Source organism: Pseudomonas entomophila (genome assembly GCF_018417595.1).
Lineage (GTDB): Bacteria > Pseudomonadota > Gammaproteobacteria > Pseudomonadales > Pseudomonadaceae > Aquipseudomonas > Aquipseudomonas entomophila_C.
Window position 1 is genome coordinate 4446875 of the sequence record NZ_CP070982.1, and the last position, 12332, is coordinate 4459206.

Annotated in this window: 10 protein-coding genes; 7 read left to right on the forward strand and 3 right to left on the reverse strand. The window is 65.5% G+C overall.

Going from position 1 to position 12332, the window contains the following annotated elements:
• The first annotated feature begins 198 nt into the window (after positions 1 to 198).
• Positions 199 to 1086 (forward strand): LysR family transcriptional regulator, encoded by an 888-nt coding sequence (locus tag JYG34_RS19290; RefSeq protein WP_213657894.1) that lies wholly within the window; start codon positions 199 to 201, stop codon positions 1084 to 1086.
• Here JYG34_RS19290 and JYG34_RS19295 read toward each other — a convergent pair.
• Positions 1074 to 1856, reverse strand: coding sequence for an AraC family transcriptional regulator (locus JYG34_RS19295; RefSeq protein WP_213657895.1), 783 nt, complete (start codon positions 1854 to 1856; stop codon positions 1074 to 1076). The genes JYG34_RS19290 and JYG34_RS19295 overlap by 13 nt on opposite strands.
• 365 nt (positions 1857 to 2221) lie before the next feature.
• Here JYG34_RS19295 and JYG34_RS19300 point away from each other — a divergent pair, with 365 nt between their 5' ends.
• The 5 genes from JYG34_RS19300 (at position 2222) to JYG34_RS19320 (ending at position 8841) form a co-directional block, all read left to right on the forward strand.
• Positions 2222 to 3838 (forward strand): APC family permease, encoded by a 1617-nt coding sequence (locus tag JYG34_RS19300; RefSeq protein ID WP_213657896.1) that lies wholly within the window; start codon positions 2222 to 2224, stop codon positions 3836 to 3838.
• 113 nt (positions 3839 to 3951) lie between these two features.
• Positions 3952 to 4878, forward strand: coding sequence for a 4-hydroxyproline epimerase (locus JYG34_RS19305; RefSeq protein ID WP_213657897.1), 927 nt, complete (start codon positions 3952 to 3954; stop codon positions 4876 to 4878).
• Positions 4879 to 4919: 41 nt separating this feature from the next.
• A complete protein-coding gene (locus JYG34_RS19310) occupies positions 4920 to 5867 on the forward strand; it encodes a dihydrodipicolinate synthase family protein (RefSeq protein WP_213657898.1) in 948 nt (315 codons plus the stop codon).
• Between the two features lie 152 nt (positions 5868 to 6019).
• Entirely contained in the window at positions 6020 to 7600 is a 1581-nt protein-coding gene (locus tag JYG34_RS19315) for an aldehyde dehydrogenase (NADP(+)) (RefSeq protein WP_213657899.1), read from the forward strand.
• The gene (locus JYG34_RS19320; protein WP_213657900.1) at positions 7597 to 8841 is read left to right on the forward strand and encodes an NAD(P)/FAD-dependent oxidoreductase; all 1245 of its coding nucleotides are present in this window, start codon (positions 7597 to 7599) and stop codon (positions 8839 to 8841) included. The genes JYG34_RS19315 and JYG34_RS19320 overlap by 4 nt, the downstream gene beginning before the upstream one ends.
• Positions 8842 to 9001: 160 nt before the next feature.
• Here JYG34_RS19320 and xenA read toward each other — a convergent pair whose 3' ends face one another.
• Complete coding sequence (xenA, locus tag JYG34_RS19325) at positions 9002 to 10093, reverse strand: xenobiotic reductase XenA (RefSeq protein WP_213657901.1); 1092 nt, start codon at positions 10091 to 10093, stop codon at positions 9002 to 9004.
• 51 nt (positions 10094 to 10144) lie between these two features.
• Between xenA and JYG34_RS19330 the strand changes: the two genes are divergently transcribed.
• Positions 10145 to 10480: an ArsR/SmtB family transcription factor gene (locus JYG34_RS19330; RefSeq protein WP_213657902.1), complete on the forward strand. Its 336-nt coding sequence runs from the start codon at positions 10145 to 10147 to the stop codon at positions 10478 to 10480.
• A gap of 122 nt (positions 10481 to 10602) precedes the next feature.
• Here JYG34_RS19330 and mqo read toward each other — a convergent pair whose 3' ends face one another.
• Positions 10603 to 12240 carry a malate dehydrogenase (quinone) gene (gene mqo / locus JYG34_RS19335; protein WP_213657903.1) on the reverse strand — a complete coding sequence of 546 codons (1638 nt, stop codon included), beginning with the start codon at positions 12238 to 12240 and terminating at the stop codon, positions 10603 to 10605.
• Between the last annotated feature and the right edge of the window lie 92 nt (positions 12241 to 12332).

A 12332-nucleotide genomic window follows, 5' to 3' on the forward strand; every position in this document is an offset into this window, starting at 1 on the left:
TGCTCCAGGATGGTCAACGCACCACGTTAGAACCAAGCCCTGGCAGCGTCCAATCGATAGGACGAACCACATGATCAAGGGGCTCTATCACCGCGTGATCAACGCCCTCTATCAAGCGGTCACCATTAAAGATTGGCCAGCCCGCGCGGAGTTGGTTAAGGTCGCGAAACCCGCCCACCCCGCTCGCCAGGCCGCCCCATGGACATCAAGCAGCTCAAGTTCCTCATCGCCCTCGACCAGACCCGCCACTTCGGCCAGGCCGCGGCGCTGTGCCACATCACCCAGCCCACGCTGTCCATGCGCCTGCGCAACCTGGAGGATGAGCTCGACCTGGTGCTGGTCAAGCGCGGCCAACGCTTCGAGGGTTTCACCGAAGCCGGCGAGCGCATCCTGGCCTGGGCCCGCACCCTGCTCGCCGCCCACGACGGGCTGCAGGCCGAGGCCGCCAGTTGCCGCGGCCAGGTGGTCGGCAGCCTGCGCCTGGGCACCGTGCCGCTGGCCAGCTTCAACCCCATGCAACTGCTGATGCCCCTGCGCGCCAAGTACCCCGAGCTGAACTTCCAGCTCTCGTCGCTGAGCTCCGAACAGATCATCGACGGCCTGAGCCGCAACCAGCTCGACCTGGGCATCTGCTACCTCGATCAGGTCAACGCCAGCTTCTTCGAAGTGATCGAGCTGAGCACCACCACCATGGGCCTGCTGCACGACACCCGGCACTTCGGCTTCGACACCGACACGCTGCGCTGGGACGAACTCGGCGAGATCCCCCTCGGCTTGCTGAGCAAGGGCATGCACTACCGCCAGTCCCTGGACTTGAGTTTGCGCAGCCGCGGCCTGGAGCCCAACGCGGTGCTGGAAAGCGACTCGACCTTCCAGCTGATCCAGGCCATCAACGCCGGTGTGTGCTGCGCGATCATGCCACTGGATTGCGGGCTGGAAGAGCTCAGCGAGCACATGCGCATCATCCCCGTGGCCGACGCCAGCATCCACAGCCCGGTCGGCCTGTTGCTGCGCCGCAGCGAACCTCGGTCGGCGATTGCCGAGCAGTGCTTCGACGAGGCTCGCGCACTCTTTCAGGCTTCCTGACCTGCCGTAGCCTGCCGGTACTGCCTGGGGGTGAAACCGGTCAGTTGCTTGAACTGCCGGCTGAACGCGCTGTGGTCGGTGTAGCCGCAACGCAGCGCCACTTCGATGATCGGCAGGTCGCTATGCAGCAACTGGTGGGCGTGTTCCAGCCGAGCCTTGTGAATCATCTGCCGGGGCGTGAGGTGGAACACCCGCTTGCAGTAGCGCTCCAACTGCGCCACCGAGATCCCGGCGAGACGGGTCAATTCATTCATGCTGATCGGCTGGTGGAAGTGCGCGCGGATATGCGCATCCACGGCGGCCAGGCGCTGGTAGGCGGGGTGGGTGTCGGCGGCGGCTTGCAAGTCGATGGAAATGCCCACCAAACCGATGATCCTCCCGCTGGTGTCATGCAACGGGCGCTTGTGGGTCAGGCACCAGCCCGGTTCGCGACTGCCGTACAAGTGCAGTTCCAGTTGATCCTCCAGCACCAGGCCCTGCTCCAGCACACGACGATCCTGCTCGGTGTAGCCAGGGCCGAGCCGTGCCGGGAATACCTCGGCGCTGGTCTTGCCCAGCAAGGGTTGCAACTGCTTGAGGCCGCAGCGCTGGACCAGCGTGCGGTTGGCCAGCACGTAGCGGGCCTGGTCGTCCTTGATGAAGATCGCCGCGTTGGTGATCACGTCGAGCATCGGCAATAGCCAGACCACGCCGTTGAGCAGAGCCTCCAGGGATTCGGGGCGGTGCTGGTCGAGGGTCTGGTACAGGGTTGGCAGTGGGTCAAGTGACATTGAGCAAGGTCTCCGGTGGCAGTACTGGCCCTTTCGCGGGCAAGCCCGCTCCCACAGTTCTCGAAGTCGCCGCGGTACCTGCAGGAGCGGGCTTGCCCGCGAAAGGGCCAGCACTGTCACTGCATCTCTCCAACCCTTTTCAGGCATGAAGTCCAGCCTATCCAGCGCAACCACCCGCCCGCCAGTACTTTCGGCAACTGTGCCGATTTCGTCACCCGCCCTGCAGAAAACCATCAAGAACCGGCGCCCGGATCGGCCCACTCTATGCCCCACGCAAGCCGCCCCTCGACCTACAACAACGCGGCCCGATCAGCCGCATCGTGACATCAGACCTGCCAATCCAAAACCTACAAAAAGGCGCAACCATGTCAGGCAAATTCAAGAAACAGCTGTCATTGCTGGACCTCACCTTCATCGGCCTTGGTGCCATCTTCGGCTCCGGCTGGCTGTTCGCCGCCAGCCACGTCTCGGCCATTGCCGGCCCGGCCGGCATTCTCTCCTGGTTCCTCGGCGGCTTCGCCGTGCTGTTGCTGGGCATCGTCTACTGCGAACTGGGCGCCGCCCTGCCCCGCGCCGGTGGCGTGGTGCGCTACCCGGTGTACTCCCACGGCCCACTGCTGGGCTACCTGATGGGCTTCATCACCCTGATCGCCTTCTCCAGCCTGATCGCCATCGAAGTGGTCGCCTCGCGCCAATACGCCGCGGCCTGGTTTCCCGGGCTGACCAAGGCCGGCTCCAGCGACCCGACGGTGCTCGGCTGGCTGGTGCAGTTCGCCCTGCTGTTGCTGTTCTTCGTGCTCAACTACCGCAGCGTGAAGACCTTCGCCAAGGCCAACAACCTGGTCAGCGTGTTCAAGTTCATCGTGCCGCTGCTGGTGATCGGCGTGCTGTTCACCTTCTTCAAGCCGGAGAACTTCGAGGTCCAGGGCTTCGCGCCGTTCGGCCTGTCCGGCGTGGAGATGGCGGTGTCGGCCGGCGGCATCATCTTCGCCTACCTGGGCCTCACGCCGATCATCTCGGTGGCCAGCGAAGTGAAGAACCCCCAGCGCACCATCCCCATCGCGCTGATTCTCTCGGTGCTGTTGTCCACCGCCATCTACGCGCTGCTGCAACTGGCCTTCCTCGGCAGCATCCCGACCGAAATGCTGGCAAACGGCTGGGCCGGGGTGACCAAGGAACTGGCCCTGCCCTACCGCGACATCGCCCTGGCCCTGGGCGTCGGCTGGCTGGCCTACCTGGTGGTGGCGGACGCGGTGATATCGCCCAGCGGCTGCGGCAACATCTACATGAACGCCACCCCACGGGTGGTCTATGGCTGGGCGCAGACCGGCACCTTCTTCAAGTACTTCACCCGCATCGACGAGCAGTCCGGCATCCCGCGGCCGGCGCTGTGGCTGACCTTCGGCCTGGCGGTGTTCTGGACCTTGCCGTTCCCGTCCTGGGAAGCGCTGATCAACGTGGTGTCGGCCGCCCTGGTGCTGAGCTATGCCGTGGCCCCGGTGTCGGTCGCCGCCCTGCGTCGCAGCGCCCCGGACATGGCCCGGCCGTTCCGGGTCAAGGGCATGGGTGTACTCGGGCCACTGTCGTTCATCATCGCCGCGCCGATCGTCTACTGGTCGGGCTGGAACACCGTGTCGTGGCTGCTGGCCCTGCAGATCGTGATGTTCGTGCTGTACCTGCTGTGCCGCCGGTTCGTGCCCACCGAACACTTGTCGCTGGGCCAGCAGGTGCGCTCGTCGGCGTGGCTGATCGGCTTCTATGCCGTGACCATTTTCCTCTCCTGGCTGGGCAGCTTCGGTGGCCTGGGGGTGATCGGGCACCCGTTCGACACGCTGGTCGTGGCAGCCAGCGCGCTGGGGATCTACTACTGGGGCGCGGCCACTGGCGTGCCGGCGCGGCTGGTACGGCTGGATGGCGACGACGAGAGCGAGGCCGGTGCGCAGCCACAAGCAGCCCATCGCCCTGCAGTCATTGCTTCATGAAACGTGCTGGCCCTGTTCGCCGGCAGGCCGGCTCCTGTAGGAGCGGCTTCAGCCGCGAAAGGGCCCGAACAGACAGCACAAGACATTGCTCTCAATTCCAAATGGACACACTCATGAAACAGGTTCATGTCATCGACTCCCACACCGGCGGCGAACCCACCCGCCTGGTGATGAAAGGTTTCCCGGCGCTCACCGGCCGCAGCATGGCCGAGCAGCGCGACGAGCTGCGCGAGCTGCACGATCACTGGCGCCGCGCCTGCCTGCTGGAACCGCGCGGCAACGATGTGCTGGTCGGCGCGCTGTACTGCCCGCCGGTCTCGGCTGACGCCACCTGCGGGGTGATCTTCTTCAACAACGCCGGCTACCTGAACATGTGCGGCCACGGCACCATCGGCCTGGTCGCCTCGCTGCGGCACCTGGGGCTGATCGAGCCCGGCGTGCACAAGATCGACACGCCGGTCGGCCAGGTCAGCGCCACGCTGCATGACGACGGCTCCGTCACCGTCGGCAATGTACCGGCCTACCGCTACCACCGCCAGGTGGCGGTCGAAGTGCCCGGCCACGGCGTAGTCCACGGCGACATCGCCTGGGGCGGCAACTGGTTCTTCCTGGTCAGCGCACACGGCCAGCGCATCGAACTGGACAACGTCGAAGCCCTCACCGACTACACCTGGGCGTTGCTCAAGGCCCTCGAAGCCCAGGGCATCCACGGTGAGCACGGCGCCCTGATCGACCATGTCGAACTGTTCGCCGACGACGCCCACGCCGACAGCCGCAACTTCGTCATGTGCCCCGGCAAGGCCTACGACCGCTCGCCCTGCGGCACCGGCACCAGCGCCAAGCTGGCGTGCCTGGCCGCCGACGGCAAGCTCACGGAAGGCCAGGTCTGGACCCAGGCCAGCATCACCGGCAGCCAGTTCCAGGGCCGCTACGAACGCGAGGGCGAGCGTATCCGCCCGTTCATCACCGGCCGTGCCCACATGACCGCCGACAGCACCCTGCTGATCGACGAGCAGGATCCATTCGCCTGGGGCATCTGACCCCGTTCATTTCCCACTGAATACCGCCAGGAGTGACAACAATGACCGACAACATCTTCACCGGCACCATGCCCGCCCTGATGACCCCCTGCACCGCCGAGCGCAAGCCGGACTTCGACGCCCTGGTGCGCAAGGGCCGCGAACTGATCGACGCCGGCATGAGCGCGGTGGTGTACTGCGGCTCGATGGGCGACTGGCCGCTGCTGACCGAGGCCGAACGCCAGGAAGGGGTGGCGCGCCTGGTGGCCGCCGGCATCCCGACCATCGTCGGCACCGGCGCGGTGAACACTCGTGAAGCAGTGTCCCATGCCGCCCACGCCGCCAAGGTTGGCGCAGCCGGCCTGATGGTCATCCCCCGGGTACTGTCCCGCGGCGCCTCGCTGATCGCCCAGAAGCATCATTTTTCGGCGATCCTCGCGGCCGCGCCGAAGCTGCCGGCGGTGATCTACAACAGCCCCTACTATGGTTTCGCCACCCGTGCCGACCTGTTCTTCGAACTGCGCCACGCCTACCCCAACCTGATCGGCTTCAAGGAATTCGGCGGCGGCGCCGACCTGCGCTACGCCGCCGAGCACATCACCTCCCAGGATGACGCAGTGACCCTGATGGTCGGCGTCGACACCCAGGTGGTGCATGGTTTCGTCAACTGCAACGCCACCGGCGCCATCACCGGTATCGGTAACGCCCTGCCCCGCGAAGTGCTGCAACTGGTCAGCCTGAGCAAGCGCGCCGCCAAGGGAGACGCCAAGGCCCGGCGCCTGGCCCGGGAGCTGGAGTCGGCGCTGGCGGTGCTGTCGTCGTTCGATGAGGGCTGCGACCTGGTGCTGTACTACAAGCACCTGATGGTGCTCAACGGCGACCGCGAGTACAGCCTGCATTTCAACGAAACCGACGCCCTTACCGATGCCCAGCGCCACTACGCCGAGCAGCAGTACGCGCTGTTCCGCACCTGGTACGCCAACTGGTCGGCCGAGCAGAACCTGGCCTGAGGCATCCCCATAGATTTGGCGTGACCTCTTTAGGGGCGGCTTGAGCCGCGATCACCCGTGACGCGGGTGCCACACACCGCGTTGCCTGCATCGCGGCTAAAGCCGCTCCTACAAGCGCCACAACGCATACACAAAACTGCGAAGGAAGCCCCATGCCCCTTACAGGCAACCTGCTGATCGGCCAGACCAGCGTCCCCGGCAGCCGCGAAGCTATCCGCGCCATCGACCCGGCCACCAACCAGGCACTCGAGCCCGCCTATGCTGGCGCCACCGGCGAACACGTGGCACAAGCCTGCGCCCTGGCCTGGGCTGCATTCGATGAATATCGCGAAACAGCCCTCGAACAACGCGCTCGCTTTCTCGAAACAATTGCCGAGCAGATCGAAGCCCTGGGCGACGCGCTGATCGACCGCGCCAACGCCGAAACCGGCCTGCCCAAGGCTCGCCTGCAAGGCGAACGCGCCCGCACCTGCAATCAGCTGCGCACCTTCGCCCGCGTGGTACGTGCCGGCGAATGGCTCGACGTGCGCATCGACAGTGCCCAACCCGAGCGCCAGCCGCAACCACGCCCGGACCTGCGCCAGCGCCAGGTGGCCCTGGGCCCGGTGGCGGTGTTCGGCGCCAGCAACTTCCCGCTGGCGTTCTCGGTGGCCGGCGGCGACACCGCCTCGGCACTGGCCGCCGGCTGCCCGGTGGTGGTCAAGGCCCATGGCGCCCACCCCGGCACCAGCGAACTGGTCGGCCAGGCCGTGGCCCGGGCGGTCAAACTGAGCGAATTGCCCGAAGGCGTGTTCTCGCTGTTGTACGGCGCTGGCCGTGAAATCGGCATCGCCCTGGTCAGCGACCCCCGTATCAAGGCGGTCGGCTTCACCGGGTCACGCAGTGGCGGTATCGCCCTGTGTCAGGTGGCCCAGGCACGCCCCGAACCGATTCCGGTATATGCCGAAATGAGCTCGATCAACCCCGTGTTCCTCTTCGCCGCCGCCTTGCAGGCCCGCGCCGAGACACTGGCCCAGGGCTTCGTTGCCTCGTTGACCCAGGGTGCCGGCCAGTTCTGTACCAACCCGGGGTTGGCGATCGCCCGCCGAGGCCCCGCGCTTGAGCGATTCATAACGGCCGCCCGCGACCACATCCAACAGACGATGTCACAAACCATGCTCACTCCTGGCATCGCCAGCGCCTATGCAAACGGCGTCGCGGCGTTGAGTACCAACAGCAACGCCCAGGCAGCCGCCTGCGGTCGGCCCGAACAAGGCCCGAATCAGTGCCAGGCGCAGTTGTTCGTCACCCAAGGCCAGGCGTTCCTTAGCGATCCGGCGCTCCAGGCCGAAGTCTTCGGCGCGGCCTCGCTGGTGGTGGTTTGCGACAGTGACGAAGAGATCCGCGAGATCGCCGAGCACCTGGAAGGTCAATTGACGACCACGCTGCAACTGGATGCCGACGACCTGCCCAACGCCCGCACGCTATTGCCCACCCTCGAGCGCAAGGCCGGGCGCATTCTGGTCAACGGCTGGCCGACCGGGGTCGAGGTGTGCGACGCGATGGTCCACGGCGGGCCGTTCCCGGCCACTTCCGATACCCGCGGTACTTCGGTGGGCACTGCGGCGATCCAGCGCTTCCTGCGCCCGGTGTGCTACCAGGACTTCCCCGACGCGCTGCTGCCCGAGGTGTTGAAGCACGGCAACCCTCTGCTCCTGCGCCGGTTGCTCGACGGCAAGCGGGAAGGCTCATGAGCACTACCGATACCGACATCGCCGTGGTCGGCGCCGGCATCGTCGGCGTCGCCTGTGCCCTGCAACTGGCCCGCCAAGGCCAACGGGTACTGCTGGTCGATCGCCAGGCACCCGGCCACGGCGCCTCCTACGGCAACGCCGGGCACCTGGCCACCGAGCAGGTCTTCCCCATCGCTGACCTGTCGATCCTCAAGCGCCTGCCAGCCATGCTGATGGACCCGATGGGGCCGTTGCGCCTGGACTGGAAGTATCTGCCCCAGGCCATCCCCTGGTTCACCCGCCTGCTGCTCAACCTGCGCCCGGCGCCGTTCCAGCGCAGCGTGGCCGGCCTGCGCGCCCTGAACGAGGCCAGCCTCGGCGCCTGGCAGCGCCTGCTCGGCAGCCTCGGGCGCGGCGACCTGCTCCGCGAGGACGGCTCGTTGCTGGTATTCGAACGTCCGGCGTCACGCTCGGCACTCGAGGCCTTGCAGGCACGCCTGCAACAGCAGGCGGTGCCGGTCGACTGCTGGTCGGCGCGAGCAGTACGGCATGCGGCGCCGCAGTTGAGCACACAGATTCAGGGTGGCCTGTTCTTCCCTCGCACCGGACATTTCATCGATCCGTACCGGGTAGTCAACGCATTGTTCGATGCCGCCCAAGCGGCAGGTGTACGGTTTGCCAACCAGGACATCCATAGCGGTCGGCTGCACAGTGATGGCGTAGCCTTGCGCAGCAACCAGGGCGAACTGCAGGCCCGGCAGGTGCTGATCGCCTGTGGCGCCCATTCGGCAAAACTGGTTGAAAACCTGACAGGCACCCGTGTTCCCCTGGACACCGAGCGCGGCTATCACCTGATGCTGCCCAACGAACAGCAGCGGCTACCGTTCGCGGTCACTTCGCTGGAGCGCAAGTTCATCATGACGCCCATGGCCGACGGCCTGCGTCTGGCCGGCACGGTGGAGTTCGCGGGGCTGCACGCGCCGCCGAGCATGCAACGGGCGTGGCAGTTGCACCGGTTGAGTCAAGGTTTGTTCCAGCGAGACCTGGATGCCGAAGGGGCAACGCCGTGGATGGGTTTCAGGCCATCGCTGCCCGACTCCCTACCAGTGATCGACCGAGTGGCGGAGGGCCGGGTGCTGTTGGCGTTCGGGCATCAACACCTGGGGTTGACCCAGGCGGCGGTGACGGCGGAGTGGATTGGACGGTTGGCGCAGGGCCCCCGGGATACACATTTGGACGCGTACAAGGTGGATCGGTTTTGACGGCGCCGGCTCCTACGGGGGCGGGATAATTCCCGTAGGAGCGGCTTTAGCCGCGATGCAGGCAACGTGGTCTCTGGCCACCCGCATTGCGGGTGATCGCGGCTCAAGCCGCTCCTACAGAGGTTGTGCCAAATCATTAGGCCAGTTCAGATTGCCGGCCTCAGCGATAACGCTCAAGCCAGTGGGCGTAAGGCGCCGGCAAGGTCCAGGAGGCCTTGTCCACCCCCAATGCCTTGGCGGCAAAGTACGGCCAATGCGGATCGGCAAGGTGCGCACGCCCCACCGACACCAGGTCGAGCTGATCGGCTTGCAGCGCCCCTTCAGCCAGCTCCGGCGTGCCGAAGCCCCATGCCGAGGTCACCGGAATGCCCGCCTCACGGCGCACGCGCTCGGCGATTGGCCCCATGAACGCCGGCCCCCAGGGAATGTTGGTCTCAGGAATGGTGAAGCCGACGCTGACACTCAGCAGGTCCAGCCCGCCCGCCTTGAAGCGACGCGCCAGCTCGATGGACTCCTCCAGGGTCTGTTCGTCGCGCCCGTCGTACTCCAGCACCCCGAAGCGCGCCGTCAGCGGCAGGTGCTCCGGCCAGACTTCACGCACCGCGGCCAGGGTCTCCAGGAGAAAGCGGCTGCGGTTGTCGAAGCTGCCACCGTAGGCGTCGGTGCGCTGGTTGGAATGCTCGGAGAAGAAGCTCTGGCCCAGGTAGCCATGGGCGAAGTGCAGCTCGATCCACTCGAAGCCTGCGTCACGAGCGCGACGGGCGGCATCGACGAAGTCCTGGCGAACCCGGGCGATGTCATCCAGGGTCATGGCTTGCGGCACCTTCGGCAGGTGCGCGCCAAAGGCGATGGCCGAAGGGGCGATGGTCTGCCAGCCACGGGCATCATCCGCGGCGATATGGTCGTCGCCTTCCCACGGGCGGTTGGCGCTGGCCTTGCGCCCGGCGTGGGCGATCTGGATGCCCGGCACGGAGCCTGCAGCCTTGATCGCCTGCACCACCGGCACGAAGGCCTGGGCGTGGGCGTCGCTCCAGATGCCGGCGCAACCAGGGGTGATGCGCCCTTGCGGCGATACCGCGGTGGCCTCGACCACCACCAGGCCGGCGCCGCCACGGGCCAGGCCCGCCAGGTGCACATGGTGCCATTCGTTGATCAGGCCATCCTCGGCCATGTACTGGCACATCGGCGGGATGGCGATGCGGTTGCGCAGGGTGACGTCCTTGAGGGTGTAGGGCTGGAACAGGGCTGACATGGCAATTCTCCGGGGGAGATTCAATTACGGTAGTTCGATCATATTCGAACTATGGCAATTTATGAAACCCCCGTTATCATGTCGAGCATGCGAGCCTACTCCCACCCCAACCCCGAAGACCTCACCCTCGAGCGCCTGCTCTACGCCCTGAGCGACCCTGTGCGCATGGAAATCGTCCGCCACCTGGCCGGCGTGCCTGAAGCCAGTTGCGGCGAACTCGACGGTGGCCGGCCGAAATCCAGCATGTCCCATCATTTTCGCGTGCTGCGCGAAGCGGGGCTGGTGTATACCCGCAACATCGGCACCACGCATATGAATTCGCTGCGTGGCGAAGAACTCGAGACGCGTTTTCCCGGTTTGCTTGGCAGCATTCTCGGGCAGCGCTGAGGCACACCCGGCCACGCCAATCTCAAGCCTTGCTCGGTTCTCAGGCATAAAAAAACCACGAGGCCGCCAGGGGCGACGCTCGTGGTGGGTGTTGCCGGGCAGGCCCGGCAAACCGTCTGGCCTTACAGCGCCATGTCGTTCGCAGGCTTGCTCTCGACCGGTGCGCTCGGCACAACGGTGGTGCCGACGCTCTGGTCGATCACCGGCGGTTTCTCCAGCTGCAGCACTTCGGCGGTGTAGTTCCACTCTTTCTGGGTGGCGGCGGCCGAATCGTTCAGCTTGGTACCGTAGCTCGGGACGATCTCCTTGATCTTGGCCTGCCACTCAGGGGTGGCGACCTTCTCCTTGAACACGGTTTCCAGCACGTTGAGCATGATCGGCGCGGCGGTCGAGGCACCTGGCGAGGCGCCCAGCAGGCCGGCGATGGTGCGGTCCTGGGAAGCGACGACTTCGGTGCCCAGTTTCAGCACGCCGCCCTTCTCTTCGTCACGCTTGATGATCTGCACGCGCTGGCCGGCCTGCCACAGTTTCCAGTCTTCCTTCTTGGCGTTCGGGAAGTAGGTCTGCAGGGCGGCGAAGCGGTCGTCGTCAGACTGCATCAGCTGGCCGGCGAGGTATTCCACCAGCGGGTACTGGTCGATACCGACGCGCGCCATCGGCCACATGTTGTGGGTGGTGGTGCTGCTCAGCAGATCCAGGTACGAGCCGTTCTTCAGGAACTTGGTCGAGAAGGTGGCAAATGGCCCGAACAGGATCACGCGCTTGCCATCGAGCACGCGGGTATCCAGGTGCGGTACCGACATAGGTGGCGCGCCGGTCGAGGCGATGCCGTAGGCCTTGGCCATGTGCTGCATGGCAACGGTCGGGTTTTCGGTTACCAGGAACGAACCGCCCACCGGGAAGCCTGCGTATTCCTTGGCTTCCGGGATGCCCGACTTCTGCAGCAGCTTCAGCGCGCCGCCGCCGGCACCGATGAACAGGAACTTGGCGTCGGTGGCCGATTCGGTACCGTCCTTCAGGTTCTTGTACTCGACGTGCCAGGAGCCGTCTTCGTTGCGGGTGATGTCCTGCACTTCGCTGGACAGCTTCAGGTCGAAGTTCTCTTTGGTCTTCAGGTGACCGACGAACTGACGGGTGATCTCACCGAAGTTGACGTCGGTGCCGATCGGCGTCCAGGTCACGGCCAGCTTCTGGTTCGGGTCGCGCCCTTCCATCATCAGCGGCACCCACTTGGCGATCTGCGCGTGGTCTTCGGAGTACTGCATCGAACGGAACAGCGGGCTGGCCTGCAGGGCCTCGTAGCGCTGCTTCAGGAACTTGATGTTGTCATCGCCCCAGACGAAGCTCATGTGCGGGGTGGTGTTGATGAACGAGTGCGGGTTCTTCAGCACGCCCTGGCGCACTTGCCAGGCCCAGAACTGACGGGAGATCTGGAACGACTCGTTGATCTCGATGGCCTTGGTGATGTTGACCTTGCCGTCTTTGTCCAGCGGGGTGTAGTTGAGCTCGGCCAGCGCGGAGTGGCCGGTACCGGCGTTGTTCCAGCCGTTGGAGCTTTCTTCGGCGACGCCGTCCATGCGCTCGACCATTTCCATCGACCAGCTTGGTTCCAGCTCGTTGAGCCAGACAGCCAGGGTGGAACTCATGATGCCGCCGCCGACCAGCAGCACGTCGACTTTCTTGGTGTCTGCGGCGTGCGCTTGCATGAAGCTCGCCGCGACTGCCAGACCCAGCAAGGTCTTGCCAGCTTTCTTGAACATTGATCGATTCCAGTCAGTAGAACGGAGGGTGGGCCTGTGGCTGGCCCTGGTTTCCATGTTCTTCAGCGCAGGCTTGTTGTGATCATTGTTCA

Coding starts and splice junctions, on each gene's coding strand:
- mqo (WP_213657903.1), bottom strand. CDS start 12,240: ATGTTCAAGAAAGCTGGCAAGACCTTGCTGGGTCTGGCAGTCGCGGCG.
- xenA (WP_213657901.1), bottom strand. CDS start 10,093: ATGTCAGCCCTGTTCCAGCCCTACACCCTCAAGGACGTCACCCTGCGC.
- JYG34_RS19310 (WP_213657898.1), top strand. CDS start 4,920: ATGACCGACAACATCTTCACCGGCACCATGCCCGCCCTGATGACCCCC.
- JYG34_RS19300 (WP_213657896.1), top strand. CDS start 2,222: ATGTCAGGCAAATTCAAGAAACAGCTGTCATTGCTGGACCTCACCTTC.
- JYG34_RS19295 (WP_213657895.1), bottom strand. CDS start 1,856: ATGTCACTTGACCCACTGCCAACCCTGTACCAGACCCTCGACCAGCAC.
- JYG34_RS19330 (WP_213657902.1), top strand. CDS start 10,145: ATGGCAATTTATGAAACCCCCGTTATCATGTCGAGCATGCGAGCCTAC.
- JYG34_RS19290 (WP_213657894.1), top strand. CDS start 199: ATGGACATCAAGCAGCTCAAGTTCCTCATCGCCCTCGACCAGACCCGC.
- JYG34_RS19315 (WP_213657899.1), top strand. CDS start 6,020: ATGCCCCTTACAGGCAACCTGCTGATCGGCCAGACCAGCGTCCCCGGC.
- JYG34_RS19305 (WP_213657897.1), top strand. CDS start 3,952: ATGAAACAGGTTCATGTCATCGACTCCCACACCGGCGGCGAACCCACC.
- JYG34_RS19320 (WP_213657900.1), top strand. CDS start 7,597: ATGAGCACTACCGATACCGACATCGCCGTGGTCGGCGCCGGCATCGTC.